The organism is Paenibacillus sp. FSL R7-0272, assembly GCF_037969905.1.
In the GTDB taxonomy this organism is placed as follows: Bacteria; Bacillota; Bacilli; order Paenibacillales; family Paenibacillaceae; genus Paenibacillus; species Paenibacillus polysaccharolyticus.
The window spans coordinates 5,892,068-5,909,303 of sequence record NZ_CP150221.1 but is presented as its reverse complement, the minus strand read 5'-3'; the positions used below and the strand labels follow the sequence as shown (position 1 = coordinate 5,909,303).

Sequence of the window (17,236 nt, the reverse complement as noted above, 5' to 3'; positions counted from 1 at the left end):
GTACTTTATTTCGTAACAGTCTCGAAGCAGATGAAACGGCTGGCTGAACGATCTTCGTTCCCCCGTTAACCTTCATCCGCTGTGCAAAAAGGGGGAGAAGTTATGGCTACGAATGTGTTCAAAAAGTATCTTTCATTGCTCGCGTTCACAGCGCCGGCCTTTGTAATCTATGCGATTTTCCTGCTGTACCCGACGTTTAGCGGGATGTTCTACAGCTTGACGGATTGGAACGGGTTAAACCGTGACTACAGCTTTATCGGGCTGGGGAACTTTGTGGAATTGTTTAAGGAAGATCCTGACTTCCTCAACTCGCTGTGGTTTACGATGAAATATGTTATTTTTATGCTGATTTTGCAAAATGTCATTGCATTGCTGCTCGCCGTGTTCATTGAGTCGCGTACACGCAGCAAAGGGTTATTCCGCACATTGTTCTTCATGCCCAATATGATCAGTACAATCATCAGTGCATTCATGTGGACGTTCATCTTTTCCCAGGTGTTGCCGCAGCTGGCTGAGAAATTGGCCGTTTCTTTTCTCGACCAACAATGGCTCGGTGATCCGAAGTTCTCCTTCTACTCGATTCTAATCGTATCGCTTTGGAACGGTGTGGGCTATATGATGATCATCTACCTGGCTGCATTGCAGGGTGTACCGAAAAGCCTCAAGGAAGCCGCGGTCATTGACGGTGCAAATGCATTTCAAGTGTTACGTAACGTCGTACTGCCGATGATTACACACGCTATTACAATCTGTTTCTTCCTGACACTGAACGGTGCATTCAAAGTGTTCGAGGTGGTCTATGGATTGACAGGCGGCGGCCCGGGTCGGGCTACACAGGTCATCACCATGAATATCTATGAAGAAGCTTTCTCGAACAACTTCAGATACGGTTATGCCAGTGCCAAATCGGTTGTATTGTTTGCTATCGTTCTGATCTTTACACTCATCCAGATCACCGTCATGAAGAGAAAAGAGGTGGAGGCATGAGAATGCAGCGACTGAATAACTACCTGATTCGGCTGTTACTGATTCTCGGCTCTCTGGTAGCCATGCTACCGATCTACATGGCTGTGGTGAACTCATTCAAAACACAGGGTGAAATGTTCCAATCCTTTATTGCTCTGCCGACCACATTACATTGGGAGAACTACACGGATGCGTTTAACAAAATCAATCTGCTCGGCAGCTCGCTGAACTCCGCGATTGTGTCGATTCTGGGTATCGGAGGCATCGTCTTCTGTGCTTCGCTTGCAGGATACAAACTGTCACGGACTTCCGGCAGGCTTAGCAATCTGATCTTCTTCATGTTTGTCGCTTCCATGCTGGTGCCGTTCCATTCCATCATGATCCCGCTGACGCGTGTCGCGAAGGGGATGGGGGTGCAGGGAAGCACTTACGGACTGGCTCTGATCTATATCGGACTTGGTGTAAACATGGCGATCTTCCTCTATCACGGGTTTGTGAAGTCCATTCCGCGTGAACTCGAAGAATCGGCTCAGATCGATGGATGTAACGAGTTCCAGACGTTTTTTCAGATTATTTTCCCGCTGCTGCTCCCGATCACGGTGACGATTGCAATTCTGGACTTCCTGTGGATCTGGAATGACTTCCTGTTACCATTGTTGATGTTGACGGATGTGAACAAATATACGCTCATTCTATCCACAAATATGCTGTTTGGTGAGTATAACAAGGAATGGCCGTTAATTCTCTCTTCTCTGGTTTTGACAGCAATTCCGGTTATCCTGATCTACGCATTCTTCCAGAAGTTTATTATGGAGGGTATTGCGGAGGGTGCGGTCAAAGGATAATAGGTATAGGAGCTTGTTCCTGTTCCTGCGATTCCACTCTACACACTTAAGTGTGTAAAAGCTCATGCTTATAGCCTTGAACTGCGGATATACTCCGTTAGTTTAAGGCTATTCTCATTTATGGAAAGAGGGACACCAAGGTGAGCATCCCAAATAAGCGCAAGTTGAGTATCAGCAGTACAATAGGGGCGACGACGTATTTTACAATATTGCAATGCAAAGAGATGTCGCTCACACGCTGGGCTTCATTAGCCTGTGTGCTTCTTGTGCAAGGACAATCAGTCCGTGCTCCATCTCATCTTGCGAAGCATAGGCATAAGAGAGCCGGATATGACTCGCATCCATGCGATCATACAGATAACCTGGATGAATGAGTACATCTGCTTCCAGACAGGCAGAGAACAACTTGCGGGTAGACAAGGGTTCCGCTGTGAAGCGTAGCCAGATATAGAACCCGCCTTCTGGCGTTGCCCATTCTGCAATGTCATGAAAATAGCGATGCAGTAGCTCCAGCATGAAGTCTCTGCGTCTTCGGAGCTCCGGACGTAGCCGCTCCATATGAGTTGTGTGATGGCCATCTGTAAACCATACAGCTGCGGCTTCCTGTGCGAGTGAACTGGTACCGTAATCCGTTTGCATTTTGATATCGGCCAGCCTTCGAATGACGGGCACAGGACCGACAAGCCAGCCAAGACGAAGACCTGGACTGACCGCTTTGGAGAGAGTGCCCATATGCAGCACCCGACCTTCCTGATCCATTGCCTTAAGTGGAAGAGGAGGAGGGTGATCCAGCCAAAGTTCCTGATAAGCGGCATCCTCCAAGATCGAAATGCCGGAGTTGCGGGCGAGGGACATCAATTCATCCCGGCGACGGCAGCTCATCACGCTGCCTGTAGGATTATGGAAGCTCGGTATGGTGTACAGTAGCGGGAAGGACTCGCTGTTATTCTCGTCGTTTCCTGAGTGCAACGTATGTATCGCATGTTCTAAATGCCCCAGATGTAATCCCTCTTCCTCCATGGCAATTCCGTTTAGCTTTAGCCCTGCCGATTGGAAGGCGTGGATGGAATAGAGATACGATGGCTTCTCTAGCAAGACAGCTGACCCACGAGGCAGCAATCCCACAGAGATCAGATGCAGTGCTTGTAGAGATCCCGACACGATCAGAATCGAATCAGGTGAGGCCTGAATGCCATTAGACTGCAAATGTATGGACAACGCCTCACGAAGCGCCAGGCTGCCTTGAGGTTCGATGTAATTCAGCATACGTGTTTGGCTGGACAGGGTCTGGAGAATTTTATTAAACGCTTCGTTTGGCATCAGTTCCGGTGCGAGCTCACCTGTACCCAGCCGAATAATGCCAGTCCTGAACTCCGCCTGATTAATCTGCTGAATCTCGGGCAAATTCGGATAGTACCAGCCTTCCTGTGCAGCTTCGCTCCAGTTGGGTAAGGCGGCATGGGCCATACTGTGCCAACCGGAACCGGAGACGTAGGTACCGCCTCCGTGTCGGCCTTCAATCATACCTGCCGCAGTCAGGTTATCCAGAGCGGTGACCAGCGTACTGCGGTTTACACCCATGGATGTTGCCAGTGTTCGCTGAGAAGGCAGACGAGTCCCAGCCGACCACTCGCCTGTTGTGATTTTTTGCCGGATATAGGCTTCAATCTGACGATACATAGGCAAATCAAGCGCAGGGTTAGGCTGCCAAATTTGTCTAGAAGATGTATTGGAATATTGACGTCCCATCAGATAATTTCACCTCCTGTAGTTATAAAGATCAAGTTGTCGCGTAGTTGCTGTCGATCATGTGTCTATGATTGTTGTTAGGATGTGAGAGATACAAGGTTCTAAAGAAAGTGTCCGTTATCGTGTTTGTATCGTCCACTATACCATTTGGTTGGGCTCCATGCCATCCAAGTGGTTGGTTACGTCTTTCCTGATTTCATTTACGCTGAAGAAAGAGATAAGGGGGATGGGCAATGGACGTTTTTATTCATGCAGTGGTGCTGGCATTTGGCTTGATCTTACCGCTGGGTGTTCAGAATGTATTTATTTTCAATCAAGGGTTAACACAGAAGAAATACTTGCATGCACTGCCGGCTATAATTACAGCAGGGATTAGTGATACGCTGCTGATTGGAGCCGCTGTAGGGGGCATGTCTCTCATTTTGATTCAATGGCCTATACTCACCCATGTTTTATATGCGGCTGGAAGCCTGTTCTTGCTCTACATGGCCTGGGGGTTATGGAAATCATCGGCTTCCTCAGATAAAGCCCCGACAGCGATGTCGGCAGGACGGCAGGTTGCTTTTGCCGCTTCGGTGTCTATTCTCAATCCGCATGCTTTACTGGATACCGTGGCTGTCATTGGTACAAGTTCCATTCAGTATGCAGGGGCGGAGCGTATGTATTTTACAATCACAACAATGGCTGTATCCTGGGTTTGGTTTCTGGGGCTTGCCGCCGCAGGCAGCGTAGTTGGCAAACATGATCGCACAGGGTATCTACGAATTGTGCTGAACCGCGTATCCGCTTTGATCATGGTTGGAATCGCACTGATGATGTGCTGGAGGCTTTTTAACTCCTAAATCAGGTATTCAAAGCACATGAGCAAGGTGAATCAATAAAAACTAGGGAATCGTAAAGGCTGGATGGGTGTAAGAAGGGGGCAGCCGTGCACCTGCTAGCTAACACTTCGTAGCAAAAAAGCTCCCCGTCACAGAGTCACGGGAAGCTTGATGTATCCGTTTATTCTGCTTTTAGCAGCATCGATTCAATGAACACTTTAAGATCCTGGCTTGTTGCGTTCAGATGGTCAATAATCTCACTGAACTCCGTTACAAGTTCAGACTGTGCATTGCTGGACTGTGTTATGGAGGTAATTTCCTGTTCCATCTGCTGAATGGAGGACTGCACATCCTTGAGGGAGCGTTCAATATTCACGGTCGCCTCCTTGGTTCCGGTGGACAGTTTACGCACTTCGGCGGCAACTACGCCGAACCCGGCACCTGCCGCGCCCGCGCGTGCGGCTTCGATGGCTGCATTCAGGCCAAGCAAATTCGTTTGTTCCGATACTTCACGAATAAATACGGCAACTTTGTTGACCTCACCGGAGTTCTTCACAGCAAGGCGTGTATTGTCCAAAATTTGCGTAGACGAAGCAGTTAGCTGTTCAGACTGTGCAGCAACCGTCTGCACCATCTCTGATAACCTGCCGCTAATGCCTGTAATCAGGTCGGTAAAGTGCTCCAGCTTTTCTTCGTTCTGGAGTGAAAAACCTATAGCAAGCGTTCCTGCAATCTTTCCTTGATCATCATAAAGCGGAGTGGCGGATGAAATAATGGGTGTGCCATAAAATTTGGCATCAATGCGATTGGCTGAGGTCTCCCCATGCACAAGTGCCCGGCGCAGTGTAGGGTCTTCAAGAGAGATCGGATCTCCGGCTCTGATGCCAAGATCAAGCTCGTTGCTGGGAACGTAATACCAGAACTTTTCGGTATCGGTAACGGCAATCATGATATCGTGTTCTTTCAGCATAATTTTAAAATAAGGACTTGCTGCAGTGAGTGCTTCTACGATGTTCAATAAGTTCAGCTCCTGTAGTATGTGTATATATCATCTGGGTGTATATTATACATCGTCAGATCGATTAGCATAATTTAGGCCTAAAAAGGGCATAACGTCTATTACATTTTTTTGAAGCGTTTGAATCAAAGCATGTTATGTTTTTAATACGATATTTACACATGTGCAAAAAAAACAGACGGGAACATGATGTTCTCGTCTGTTTTGATCATACATAATACAGCCCTTATTGTGACGTTCTCAAATGACGGAATGTTCGATAAAAGGTGTGTCTTCCGTTAGGTTGTTGAAGCATTTTTTGCGTGTCGTAGTGCTGTACGGCTTCGTTCTATCCACCGATCTGCGACATGCGTCGTACCGTCGGGGTGTGGGATTGCATTTTTTTCTCCAGTGCCAGCGCCATTTCATGATTTTTCGGTTTGGTACCGAGTGCTTTCAGGAAAAGTGCGGCCATCGCATCGGGATCATCTACATAGCGGCGAACATTGTATTCATCTGACCAGTACAGACAAGCCTTGATATGTCCGTCCGCTGTAAGGCGTAGCCGATTACAGTTATCGCAGAAGTGGTCACTGACTGGATGAATAAGACCAAATGTGCCTTGGGAGCCTGTAATTTTCATATTACGTGATGGGCCATTCCCGGCAGGGCCCTCGGTATTCTCAACCGTCCAGCCAGCCTCGGCACATACATCCGTAACAGCCTCCAGCGGCAGATAAGATTGGCGCCAGGAGTCGGAAGCCTGCCCGATTGGCATGTATTCAATAAATCGCACATGTAGCGGCTGATCCATCGTCATAGCGATGAAATCCTTGATCTCATCATCGTTAATGCCTTTCATGAGCACGACATTCAGCTTGATCGGTGCCAGGCCCACCGCAGTAGCTGCCTCGATACCCTTCAGCACCTTATTGACATCTCCACCGCGTGTGATCATAGAGAAGCGGTCAGCATGCAGGGAGTCCAGGCTAATATTAATGCGGTTCAGGCCAGCATCCTTCAAAGCCTTCGCCTGTTTGTCCAGCAACAAGGCATTCGTGGTCAGTGCAATGTCCTCGATGCCATCAATGGCAGAGATCATGCCCACAAGTTTATGCAGATCCTTACGTACCAGGGGTTCTCCCCCCGTGAGCCGAACCTTGCGCATGCCCATCGGGGCGAGCACTTTTAGCACGTCCGTAATTTCTTCATAACTCATTATCTCATCATGCGGAGCAAACTCCATGCCTTCCGCGGGCATACAGTAGACACAGCGCAGATTGCAGCGGTCCGTAACGGAAATACGGATGTAGTCATGTATGCGGCCAAATGAATCCTGAAGCAGTTCCATGCAGACCACCCTTTCAACAGTTCAGATTGGAAACCTTCTATAGTAAAATGATACGACAATTGTAAAAGCAACAGTTGCATCAAATTTTAGCTATTTCTCCAATCCGCGTCAATGATGACGTCCCGTGATAGCAATTTAGGCAGGCTGATTCAATTGAAATTGGCCAACGACTTGTTGCAGGAACAGAGTAATGGCCTCCACATCATGGGAGGATTGTTGAACCTTCAACATATCCCGAATCAACGCCATCATCTCGGCTTCCACCTCGGCGGATGTCACCCGATTTTGGTGGCTGATGGCAGCGATATTTTCCATCAAAAATACGACCTGATCGACGACTTGGGTACGCTCGGCCTCTTCGGAGCTGGCTTTTTGGAGAAGCTCTGACGCTGCTTGAACCAGCGTTGTTCCTTCGGCAAGCACCTGGTCTCCTTCGGTGATTTGCTTGGAAGCTGCGCTTGCAGCCGTCGAGATCCGATCCAAAATCTGATGAATGTCCTCTGTAGAGGAGCGGGACACATCGGCCAGCTTACGAATCTCTTCAGCGACAACCGAGAATCCGCGTCCATGCTCTCCGACGCGAGCGGCTTCGATTGTCGCATTTAATGCGAGCAGATTGGTCTGTGCCGATATTTCTTCAATGACCGCTAAGGCGCGGTAGATGTCTTTCATTGTGCCAAGGAAGGAGAGGATCGTCTGGTTAGTATCCGACACGGCACTGGAGATTTGAATCATTTTATCACCGATGCGATCTACTTCCTGTCTCGCTACACCAATCTGTTCATTGGCTGAAATCTCCAGCTGTTGCAGGGTCAGTCGCATATGATCAGCGGCCAGCTTGGCTTGATCCAGGTCTTGTAATTGCGTACGGGTAGCTTGAATCATTGAACCAAGCTTGAGGTTGACGCGGTCAGTAGTCACTTGGGTGGTCTCTGTAGATGCGCGCATCAGATGCTGATTATCCATCACGTCCACCGTAGCCCGCTGGACTTTGAGCATAATGCTCTCCAGAGAATCAATCATGTTATTAATCCATTTAGCCAGTTCACCTGATTCATCTTGAGCAAAAGCATTGGTGTCCAGACGCTGGGTAAGATCACCTTTACCCTCCGCGTTCACCCGAATGAATTGACTGAGACTCCGCAAGTCCCCATGGACGCGGTTGTATTGTTTGCGATGAAGCTGGAATGCACCCAAGAATCCCAAGATGACATGAAAGCCGGCGATTGCAGCAGCGTTCCATCCGCTGCCTGTCAGCACAAAAATCAAGGCGGCAGCAAGAAGGGCCGAGAGCATAATATAGAAGCTATGCTGTTTGAATTGCCGCCATCCGATACTGCGTATGCGGTACACTTCTTCCAGATCACCTTCGCACATCATGCCCCAGCGATCCGGGCAGTGAGGGAGATGAAAGGTGATACCTTTACCGATGACGGGAATATGGCGGTAATCCGAATAACCGGGATAGGACACAAACAGATTGGAGCCATTTTGAATCGTTTTCGATACGCCCGGATGTAATTGGCCGGTAGAGGGATCGGTGAACATCAGCTCAAGCTCTGTATGCTCTTGGACAGACACGATGCCCCAATCGGTTGTTACACCGTCTTTCAGGTTTTCTCCATGTGTGAATGTTCGATCCTCGAAGCGGCTCCGAGATAGAGCAGTACCTGGCTGTAGCTCAGGTCGCAACACAGACTCGGCCATAAACAGATAGTTATCACCTGAGTCCGGATAGATGTGTCCCGATTCACGCTGAATGAGATCACCAAGCACGTCGCCAGGAATACGGCTGCATAAAGCACCTGCGTACCTACCTTGTTGCACGATAGGGACAATGAACAGCAGGGTAATCGCGTCATGAAACGTGGACGAGCGTGGCCCGATCTCCAGTGTGAGCGGATCAGAATACGGACCATATAGGCACTTCTGACCGTGTATAGTTGCTTGTGCATAGCTCAATCCGGGACCAAAGGATATATTCTCGTGAGGGGTATAACGCTGACCTATATGTTTCTGATATGTAGAAAATACAACCTGATGCTGCTCGTTAAGTATGAACAATTCCGTACTATCCTGGGTGCGTGCGTAGCTCGCCTTAAACCAGGTATCCAGCTTTTCTGCCTGTGCTGATCCGTGCTCCACCTTCTGGAAGTTAACCGATCCGATCTGCTGAAGCAATCGATCCAGATGACTCCACTGATCACTCGCCCAATCGATCAATAACTGTCTTCTTGTCTCCGCGATCCCTTCAAAAATGTGCTCCACATCTTCCTTCCGGTGTGCATTCAACCGATAAGACCACCACAGCGGTAACCCTTTTTTCCATCCCAGCCAATCAAACATGATGACCACCCCGAATTTTGGATTTAAAAAGATTTGAACAGCCCTCAAACATGTTGTTTTTCATGATTTTGTGGTAATTCAAGCTATAGTTGGTGCAACTGTATCCCACCATGGCTGTATTACAATCTCTGTCTATATCCATCGTTATACATGAAATCTCATAGCATTACGAGTAGATGTGTCATATTTTCCGAATATTTAATCAATTAATACAAATGAACATACGCTGTTTGCAGAAGAGGGAGTGGAGAGTATGCTTCATTTATGGTAGCCGCATGTTACTTTATGTCACAAAAAATGTGCAAGAGATATACAACAGATATGCAAAAAAATGCTGAGAATTAATCTCATTTTACAGTGTGTCACATGTACAAGCCCATACTCCACACAGTTTGTATAATGTAATTTTCGGCCAAATCGATATAGTAGTATCTAACAAGTCAACCCGTTACGTTTGTGTAGGTTAACCTTCCACCATTCAGCCTTGACGTTTGCTCCAACCATCCCATCCTTCCAAAGGAGAATGCCTATGAACTCTCCCTCTGTTGTATCTCTTCATCCATCCACAAGAGTTACCTCTGAACAACAGCTTATCGAGGTGGATCATGTTTCTGTCATCTTTGGCAGCGGTCCTCAGCAAGTAACGGCGCTATCCGATGTGACGTTCCATATTGCTCCCAATGAATTTGTCTCCTTACTGGGTCCCTCCGGCTGTGGCAAATCAACATTACTGCGAATTGTCGCTGATCTTCTACAGCCAACAACAGGCCGTGTTCGAATTGCAGGAAAGGAACCGAAGCAGGCAAGATTGCAACGGCAGTTTGGTATGGTCTTTCAGACTCCGGCTCTGTTCGATTGGCGAACGGTGCGCCACAATGTAGAATTGCCGATTGAACTGCTAGGTACCCGGCGAAAAGAGTGTCGACGCATTAGCAGTGAACTGCTGGATATGGTTGGACTGACGAGATTTGCAGATCATTATCCATGGCAACTGAGCGGAGGGATGCAACAACGCGTGTCTATTGCACGTGCACTGGCGCTTGATCCACCCCTTCTATTAATGGATGAGCCGTTCTCTGCGCTGGATGAATTCACCAAAGAAAAATTGCAGATGGAGCTACTTGAGATTAAACGTTCCACCGGAAAAACCTTCCTCTTTGTTACCCATAGCATCCCCGAAGCAGTCTTTTTATCGGACCGCATCATCGTACTCTCTGCCCATCCGGGCCAAGTGCATTCGGTTCATTCCGTGAACCTTCCAGCTGAGCGAGAGAACCAGTTGAGGGAAACCGAACCTTTCTATCAGATGATAATGACAATTCGTAACTGTTTTCATGAGGAGCGTGATGCGACCCATGTTCCTTCGTTTACTTAAACCGGGTTACCGGGCCTGGGTGATGATCTGGATCATATCGATTTTTGTCCTTTGGGAAGGGCTGGCGTGGATGCTACATCTGTTTATGTCTCCGCAGCAGGCCACTTCTCGTCTACCCTACCTTCACGTTGTTATGGATTCGTTCTTCCGTCACTGGAACACGCTGGCGGAGCAAAGTTCGGTTACCTTTGGCAATGCTGCCATCGGTTTTGCCGGAGGAACATTGCTAGGAGCATTACTGGCACTGCTCATGAGCGCCGCAGTCTGGATTGAACGCACGTTGTCTCCTTACGTAGTGTCTTCACAGATGGTTCCGGTGATCGGGCTTGCTCCGATCGTATATGGCATTATTCATAATGCGGAGTGGGCGCGAATTGTCATGGCGGCATATGTTACCTTTTTCCCTGTTATCATCCATACCTTAAAAGGTTTGAAAAGCGCTTCTCCCCAGCATCTGGAACTCATGCGCGCCTACGGCACTTCGTGGAGGGCACGTTATATAAAGTGTTTGCTGCCTTCGGCGCTTCCTGGTCTATTCTCCGGCATGAAAATTGCGGCTCCGCTCGCAGTGACCTCCTCCATTGTGGTGGAACTGATGGGCGCACCTGATGGACTTGGCGTACTGATGGTCAGCTCGCTGTATTATGGTTCAGCACAAGCAGGTATGTTCTGGGCAACCATCATGCTCAGCATGGGCATCGGGCTTATCTCCTATCTGTTCATCAGCTTGGCTGAACACTGGCTTACTCCATGGCAGCCCGAATTCAGACCCAAAGGAGGGGAGTAGCCATGAGCGAAAGTAGCGTATTCCAGCCAAAAAGGGATGAAGGAACCACAAGCGGAGTTACAGGGCATGCTCTTCCTGGCGAGAGGGGATCGAGACAACAAGCAGAACATTCGTCCTCGTCTACTGATTATTTCCGCACAAGTACTTCGCAGATTGGCATGAAGGCCGGCATGCTGCTCCGCAACCTGTTGCCTTGGCTCGCAGGAGCGATTTTTCTAACATTGTGGCAACTGCGCTTCTTTCATGTGCTGCTGTCACTGGAAGATTATCAGTTGCCCGTACCCTCCGCCATTGCTATATCCATCCGGGATAATGCCGAGATGCTCTTCCGCTATGCCATCTACAGTGGTACCGAGATGCTGGGCGGGTTTCTGATTGGCTCGCTGCTAGGGGCTCTGGCTGCGATGGGAGCTTCACTTTTTGCAAATAGTGGCAGGGCAGCCGTCACAGTCCTGTCTGCGCTGAATGCAGTTCCGATTGTGGCTCTGGCTCCCATCATGAACAACTGGTTCGGAGACGGGATTTGGTCCCGGATCGCCGTTGTATCGGTCATCACGATGGCCGCGATGGCTGTCAGCCTGTTCAAAGGTCTAACCTCCATTCAGCCGCAGTATGAAGAACTGCTGAGCAGCTTGGCGGCGAGCAGGAAACAGTTCTTTTGGAAGCTAAGGATGCCCCATGCGCTGCCATCTCTCTTTGCGGGTCTGAAAATCAACATGTCGACCAGTATTATCGGCGCGATTGTAGGGGAGTTTTTTATCGCATCCCAAGGGCTGGGTTACTTGCTCTCTGATCAGATTCGGCTCGCCAACATGCCGCTGGCCTGGTCCTGTATCGTCATCGCAGCGATTCTCGGCATTGTGCTCTATGAGACGGTTGTTCTGGCTGAAAAGCGCCTGCTTCACTGGAGTCGTGCGCATACGTCAGCACAGTAGACAGGTATGTACAGAAAAAGTGAGCACATAGATAAGGATTCGATTATCCCTCCAATACAATTCTGAATGCTCCGTATTCTAGCGGGAGATTCGTTCTCCGTTTCGCGTACCGTTAACAAGATCCATATATAAACAGGGGGGTGTTCTGTACATGTACAAAACGTTGAAGCCGGGTTTAGGGATGTTGATCTTGTGTGTGGTGCTGGTGCTGGCAGCATGTTCTGCAAAAAGCGAACCAGCAGCGCAGCCAGCCGCTGCAAGCTCGGGTGGTTCAGGAACCGCGGAGCAACCATTAACCAAAGTGAAGATTCAGCTTAAATGGGTACCGCAAGCACAGTTTGCCGGAATATATGCCGCGAAGGAACAAGGTTTTTTTGCAGAGGAAGGCATTGATGCGGAGATTATTCCAGGTGGCCCGGATATCGTTATTGAGCAACAGGTCGTTAATGGTGCAGCTGATGTGGGCATTACGGGAGTGGACAGTTTGCTGGTCAGCCGGGATAACGGTCTTCCCCTCGTTTCACTTGCCCAGATCTCACAGAAGAGCAGCTATCGCCTGATCGCGAAGAAGTCAGCAGGCATTACCGATCCGGCACAGATGAAGGGCAAGAAGGTCAGTACCTGGTTTGGCAGTCAGCAGTTTCAGGTGCTTGCTTTTATGGAGAAGAATGGACTCGATCCGAAAAAGGATATTGAACTGGTGAAGCAGGGCTTTACGATGGATCAGTTTTTCAATGATCAGGTGGATGTGGCGACAGCCACGATTTATAACGAATATCACGTTGTGCTGGAGAGCGGCACAAAAGAATCTGATCTGGACGTGTTCAACATTGAGGACGCCGGAGTCGGCATGCTGGAGGATACGCTGATTGCCAAGAAGGACTGGGTGGAGAACAATCACGAATTGGCGGTAAAAGTAACCCGGGCTATCCTGAAAGGCTGGAACTATGCCATTGATCATCAGGATGAGACGGTGGACATCGTGATGAGTAATGTCACGGAGGGCAGTACGACTCGTGAACATCAAGTGACGATGCTTGAGGAGATTGCCAAGTTGATTCGTCCGGAAGGGTTTAGCGAGAAACAAGTGGGCAGTTTTGTCGAGGAATCGTTTACCCGCACGGCAGATATTGCACTGAAATATGGACTGATCAAGAAAGCAGCTAATCTGGATGAAACACTAGAGAAGAGTATATATGAAGAGGCCGTGAAATAAACCCGGAGGCTGGGCGGTTTGGCAGAACGGAAGATGTATAGGAGCCTTGAAAGAGACTGAGACATGGAACATAAACCCATAGATGAATTAATCGTTGTCGCTTAATACCGAGTTCTTGGATGCACGTCATCACATGGATGGGCGTGACGTTGGAACGTTGCTACATGCATCACATAGGAGAGGGGAGCACGGTGGATGACTTCTGTGGATCAGCAATCACAACGTCTGGGCGGTACGAAGGAAGAATGGCTGGAGAAGGATCGCAAATATGTCTGGCACCACGTCTCACCGCATAACGATCACCCGTTGATTGCCGTTAGCGGTGAGGGGAGCTGGATTACGGATCAGGAGGGGAAACGTTACCTCGATGCCATGTCGGGTCTATGGTGCGTCAATGTAGGGCATGGACGTGAGGAGATTGCCAAACGTGCCTATGAACAGATGAAAACTCTCGCGTACATTCCAATGACACAGAGCCATGAACCGGCGATTTTACTGGCTGAGAAGCTGAATGAATGGCTGGAGGGAGAGTATCGAATCTTTTTCTCCAATTCAGGTTCGGATGCCAATGAGGTGGCTTTCAAAATAGCCCGTCAGTTCCACCATCAGAACGGTGAGCCAACGCGTCACAAATTCATCTCTCGTCACCGTGCCTATCACGGTAACTCTATGGGTGCACTGGGCGCCACGGGGCAGGCCGCACGCAAGATCAAATACGAGCCGCTCGGTGTAGGCTTCTCCCATGTTCCTCCGCCGTACTGCTATCGGTGTCCGTTTGGAAAAAGTAAAGATAGTTGCGGGCTCGAATGTGCTGCCATCTATGAGGAAGTCATTCAATGGGAGGGCCCGGAGACGGTGGCTGCCGTAATTATGGAGCCGGTGATTACCGGTGGAGGCATGATTGTTCCCCCTCCAGAGTATATGCGCAGGGTACAGGACATCTGTCAGCGGTATGGCGTGCTGTTCATCGTGGATGAGGTCATTTGCGGCTTTGGCCGCTCCGGGCAGAAGTTCGGTCACCAGAACTACGGTGTACAGCCGGACATCGTCACAATGGCTAAAGGCATGACGAGTGCCTACGCCCCGTTATCCGCCACGGCGATAAGAGCCGGCCTGTATGACTCTTTTCGTGAGCCAGGAACGGATAACCATTTTCGCCATGTGAATACGTTTGGCGGGAACCCGGTATCCTGTCAGGTTGCGCTGGCGAATCTGGAGATTTTGGAAAGGGAGCAACTGGTCAGCCGGGCAGCGGAACTGGGTCAACTGCTCGGCGAGAAGTTATCACCGCTACTTGAACTTCCTTCCGTAGGGGATATCCGTCTATTCGGATTCACCTGCGGCATCGAGATGGTTGAGCCAGACGGTTCACCGGCGACAACCGAGAACGTCATGAAGGTGCTGGCTCATTGTAAAAGGGAAGGCATCCTGATCGGCAAAAACGGGGATACGGTGCCAGGATTTGCGAACATTTTGACCCTATCGCCGCCCTTTGTCACCACAGAGGAAGAACTGGATCTTATCGTAAGTCGTTTGTTTACCGCACTTCGCAGTCTGGATGAAGGTAGGCAAGAGTTGATTTAACGCGTGACAAGGAGGAGAGGAAGGATGCAGACCATCACCGAGTTATCCATTAATCAGCTGAGGTTGAATGAACATATTGAACAGTTAGCTCAGATCGGCAAGATTGGAGATACAGGGGTATGCAGGCTTGCCCTTACTTCAGAGGACATGGAGGGCATCAACCAAGTTAGGTTCTGGATGGAGAAAGCAGGTCTTGTGACTCGAATGGATGCTTTCGGTAATCTGATTGGTCGCCTGGAAGGGACGGATGCAACTAGACCTATCCTGCTGGTCGGTTCACATATCGACTCCCAGCCGTATGGAGGTCGTTATGACGGTGCGATTGGTGTACTCGGTGCGCTGGAGGCCGTACAGTGCCTGATTGAACAAGGCATACAGCCACGCATGCCGATCGAAGTGATTGCTTTTTGCGATGAAGAGGGATCACGGTTTAACAAAGGGTTATTCGGTTCACGAGGCATCACAAACCAGTTGGAGGAAGGGGAGCTGGAACGTCAGGACAAAAACGGGGTGAGTCGCCGGGAGGCATTGGCATCCTTCGGGTGTTCACCCTCAGAATTCGCAGCAGCAGTGTACCCTCCCGGTTCCATTGGCAGTTATCTGGAGCTACATATTGAGCAGGGACCTGTACTTGAGGCTATGGACGCTCGGATCGGTCTGGTGACAGGCATCTCGGGTCCCCTCTGGCTCACGGTGACCATGAAAGGTATGGCTGGGCATGCAGGTTCTGTTCCGATGGTTATGCGTCATGATGCACTTGCGGGTAGTGCCAAAGTGATTGCGGCCTTTGATGATATGGTCCGTGAAGACCCGGGAGCGCCCACTGTCGGTACGGTAGGAAGTCTAAGGGTGTTTCCGGATTCAAGAAATATTATACCGGAAGAAGTGAGCTTTACCGTTGATTTGCGTGATATGGAGATGGAGCGCCGAAACCGGCTGGAAGCCCGTTTGATGACATTGCTGGATGATATCAGTTCCCGATGTGGTCTGACCTATACCGTCACCGAGGATACCAACAGTGAACCGCGTTATTGTGCCGGATCCGTGATGTCCATCATCCGCTCTTCCGCGGAAGAGATGGGAATAACGATGCCCGAATTGATGAGTGGCCCGTTCCATGATGCGCTCGCATTATCTTATGTGTGCGATTATGGCATGATCTTTGTCCGCAGCAAGGACGGTATCAGTCATCATCCCAGTGAATATTCCTCTCCGGAGGATATTGCATTAGGTACGGAGGTGCTCTATCGAACAATAAGCAAGATGTGCACCGGTAATCCACCAAAGGAGGCGGGATAACGTTATGGCAAAAGTCAGCATCGGTTTGATTCAGGCTTCCCATGAGATTGAAGGATCGGCCTCTGTTGAAGTGCATAAGGAGGCATCCATTCAGAAGCATATTACACTTGTACGCGAGGCAGCGGCACGAGGGGCCAAGATCATCGGACTGCAGGAGGTGTTTTACGGGCCTTACTTTTGCACGGAACAAACACCCAAATGGTATACATCCGCAGAGCAGGTTCCCGAAGGGCCGACGACCCGGCGTTTTCAGGAACTGGCGAAGGAGCTTGGTGTTGTCCTTGTTTTGCCCGTGTACGAGGTGGAGGGCATTGCTTCTTATTACAACACGGCGGCGGTGATTGACGCGGATGGAACGTATCTGGGCAAATACCGCAAGCATCATATTCCGCATGTGGAGGCGGGGGAGGGCACGAACGGCTTTTGGGAAAAGTATTATTTTAAACCCGGGAATCTCGGTTATCCGGTATTTGATACGGCTTACGCCAAAGTGGGCGTGTATATCTGTTATGATCGACATTTTCCTGAAGGGGCACGTTTGCTTGGGCTGGCAGGGGCAGAGATTGTTTTTAATCCATCGGCTACAGTGGCAGGCACCTCGGAATATCTATGGAAGCTGGAACAGCCAGCGCATGCGGTAGCCAACGGATATTATGTAGCGGCAATCAACCGAGTAGGCGTGGAGGCGCCGTGGAACATGGGTGAGTTTTACGGACAGTCGTATCTGGTGGACCCGAGAGGGCGCATGGTGGCGATGGGGAGCAGGGATCAGGATGAAGTAGTCATTGGCGAGATGGATACGGAGTTGATCCGTGAGGTACGTAATGTGTGGCAGTTTTACCGGGATCGCAGACCAGAGACGTATGAACATCTGGTGAGCTTGTAGAACGGATCTAGAGCGTTGTGGCAGGAAGTATAGGCTTGGCATTTGTCAGGCATATCAATGGATGGTACGGCAGAAATCT

The 17,236-nt window shown here is 49.6% G+C and carries 14 protein-coding genes; 10 read left to right on the top strand and 4 right to left on the bottom strand.

The window, feature by feature from the left end; all coding sequences use genetic code 11:
* Positions 1–102 precede the first annotated feature (102 nt).
* Both MKY23_RS25980 and MKY23_RS25975 read left to right on the top strand, forming a co-directional pair.
* Complete coding sequence (locus tag MKY23_RS25980; RefSeq protein ID WP_090922752.1) at positions 103–987, top strand: sugar ABC transporter permease; 885 nt, start codon at positions 103–105, stop codon at positions 985–987.
* Positions 984–1,811, top strand: coding sequence for a carbohydrate ABC transporter permease (locus tag MKY23_RS25975; RefSeq protein WP_339833221.1), 828 nt, complete (start codon positions 984–986; stop codon positions 1,809–1,811). Before MKY23_RS25980 ends, MKY23_RS25975 begins: the two co-directional genes overlap by 4 nt.
* A gap of 231 nt (positions 1,812–2,042) precedes the next feature.
* On the opposite strand, the gene MKY23_RS25970 is transcribed toward MKY23_RS25975, so the two are convergent.
* Positions 2,043–3,560, bottom strand: a complete 1,518-nt coding sequence (locus MKY23_RS25970) for a PLP-dependent aminotransferase family protein (RefSeq protein ID WP_339833218.1) — start codon at positions 3,558–3,560, stop codon at positions 2,043–2,045.
* Between the two features lie 233 nt (positions 3,561–3,793).
* On the opposite strand from MKY23_RS25970, the gene MKY23_RS25965 reads away from it, so the two are divergent.
* A complete protein-coding gene (locus MKY23_RS25965; protein ID WP_339833215.1) occupies positions 3,794–4,402 on the top strand; it encodes a LysE/ArgO family amino acid transporter in 609 nt (202 codons plus the stop codon).
* Positions 4,403–4,562: 160 nt separating this feature from the next.
* Here MKY23_RS25965 and MKY23_RS25960 read toward each other — a convergent pair whose 3' ends face one another.
* The 3 genes from MKY23_RS25960 to MKY23_RS25950 all read right to left on the bottom strand — a co-directional run bounded on the left by MKY23_RS25960 (position 4,563) and on the right by MKY23_RS25950 (position 9,075).
* Complete coding sequence (locus MKY23_RS25960) at positions 4,563–5,399, bottom strand: methyl-accepting chemotaxis protein (protein WP_339833212.1); 837 nt, start codon at positions 5,397–5,399, stop codon at positions 4,563–4,565.
* 328 nt (positions 5,400–5,727) lie between these two features.
* On the bottom strand, positions 5,728–6,729 hold the full coding sequence (gene moaA, locus MKY23_RS25955) for a GTP 3',8-cyclase MoaA (RefSeq protein WP_253499621.1): 1,002 nt from the start codon (positions 6,727–6,729) through the stop codon (positions 5,728–5,730).
* 135 nt (positions 6,730–6,864) lie between these two features.
* On the bottom strand, positions 6,865–9,075 hold the full coding sequence (locus tag MKY23_RS25950) for a methyl-accepting chemotaxis protein (RefSeq protein WP_339833208.1): 2,211 nt from the start codon (positions 9,073–9,075) through the stop codon (positions 6,865–6,867).
* Between the two features lie 529 nt (positions 9,076–9,604).
* Between MKY23_RS25950 and MKY23_RS25945 the strand changes: the two genes are divergently transcribed.
* The 7 genes from MKY23_RS25945 to MKY23_RS25915 all read left to right on the top strand — a co-directional run bounded on the left by MKY23_RS25945 (position 9,605) and on the right by MKY23_RS25915 (position 17,157).
* The gene (locus MKY23_RS25945) at positions 9,605–10,450 is read left to right on the top strand and encodes an ABC transporter ATP-binding protein (RefSeq protein WP_339833205.1); all 846 of its coding nucleotides are present in this window, start codon (positions 9,605–9,607) and stop codon (positions 10,448–10,450) included.
* Positions 10,422–11,237 carry an ABC transporter permease subunit gene (locus MKY23_RS25940; RefSeq protein WP_339833202.1) on the top strand — a complete coding sequence of 272 codons (816 nt, stop codon included), beginning with the start codon at positions 10,422–10,424 and terminating at the stop codon, positions 11,235–11,237. The genes MKY23_RS25945 and MKY23_RS25940 overlap by 29 nt, the downstream gene beginning before the upstream one ends.
* A 2-nt stretch (positions 11,238–11,239) precedes the next feature.
* A complete protein-coding gene (locus tag MKY23_RS25935) occupies positions 11,240–12,172 on the top strand; it encodes an ABC transporter permease (protein WP_339833199.1) in 933 nt (310 codons plus the stop codon).
* Positions 12,173–12,323: 151 nt separating this feature from the next.
* Entirely contained in the window at positions 12,324–13,388 is a 1,065-nt protein-coding gene (locus MKY23_RS25930; protein WP_339833196.1) for an ABC transporter substrate-binding protein, read from the top strand.
* Positions 13,389–13,583: 195 nt separating this feature from the next.
* The gene (locus MKY23_RS25925) at positions 13,584–14,972 is read left to right on the top strand and encodes an aspartate aminotransferase family protein (protein WP_339833194.1); all 1,389 of its coding nucleotides are present in this window, start codon (positions 13,584–13,586) and stop codon (positions 14,970–14,972) included.
* Positions 14,973–14,996: 24 nt separating this feature from the next.
* Entirely contained in the window at positions 14,997–16,271 is a 1,275-nt protein-coding gene (locus tag MKY23_RS25920) for a M20 family metallo-hydrolase (protein ID WP_339833191.1), read from the top strand.
* 4 nt (positions 16,272–16,275) lie between these two features.
* Entirely contained in the window at positions 16,276–17,157 is an 882-nt protein-coding gene (locus MKY23_RS25915) for a nitrilase-related carbon-nitrogen hydrolase (RefSeq protein WP_339833187.1), read from the top strand.
* Positions 17,158–17,236: the final 79 nt, after the last annotated feature.

What these genes read in the sequence shown, in the direction of transcription:
- MKY23_RS25915 (WP_339833187.1), top strand. Translation starts at nt 16,276, where the DNA reads ATGGCAAAAGTCAGCATCGGTTTGATTCAGGCTTCCCATGAGATTGAA.
- MKY23_RS25945 (WP_339833205.1), top strand. Translation starts at nt 9,605, where the DNA reads ATGAACTCTCCCTCTGTTGTATCTCTTCATCCATCCACAAGAGTTACC.
- moaA (WP_253499621.1), bottom strand. Translation starts at nt 6,729, where the DNA reads ATGGAACTGCTTCAGGATTCATTTGGCCGCATACATGACTACATCCGT.
- MKY23_RS25980 (WP_090922752.1), top strand. Translation starts at nt 103, where the DNA reads ATGGCTACGAATGTGTTCAAAAAGTATCTTTCATTGCTCGCGTTCACA.
- MKY23_RS25925 (WP_339833194.1), top strand. Translation starts at nt 13,584, where the DNA reads ATGACTTCTGTGGATCAGCAATCACAACGTCTGGGCGGTACGAAGGAA.
- MKY23_RS25970 (WP_339833218.1), bottom strand. Translation starts at nt 3,560, where the DNA reads ATGGGACGTCAATATTCCAATACATCTTCTAGACAAATTTGGCAGCCT.
- MKY23_RS25935 (WP_339833199.1), top strand. Translation starts at nt 11,240, where the DNA reads ATGAGCGAAAGTAGCGTATTCCAGCCAAAAAGGGATGAAGGAACCACA.
- MKY23_RS25920 (WP_339833191.1), top strand. Translation starts at nt 14,997, where the DNA reads ATGCAGACCATCACCGAGTTATCCATTAATCAGCTGAGGTTGAATGAA.
- MKY23_RS25950 (WP_339833208.1), bottom strand. Translation starts at nt 9,075, where the DNA reads ATGTTTGATTGGCTGGGATGGAAAAAAGGGTTACCGCTGTGGTGGTCT.
- MKY23_RS25940 (WP_339833202.1), top strand. Translation starts at nt 10,422, where the DNA reads ATGCGACCCATGTTCCTTCGTTTACTTAAACCGGGTTACCGGGCCTGG.
- MKY23_RS25965 (WP_339833215.1), top strand. Translation starts at nt 3,794, where the DNA reads ATGGACGTTTTTATTCATGCAGTGGTGCTGGCATTTGGCTTGATCTTA.
- MKY23_RS25975 (WP_339833221.1), top strand. Translation starts at nt 984, where the DNA reads ATGAGAATGCAGCGACTGAATAACTACCTGATTCGGCTGTTACTGATT.
- MKY23_RS25930 (WP_339833196.1), top strand. Translation starts at nt 12,324, where the DNA reads ATGTACAAAACGTTGAAGCCGGGTTTAGGGATGTTGATCTTGTGTGTG.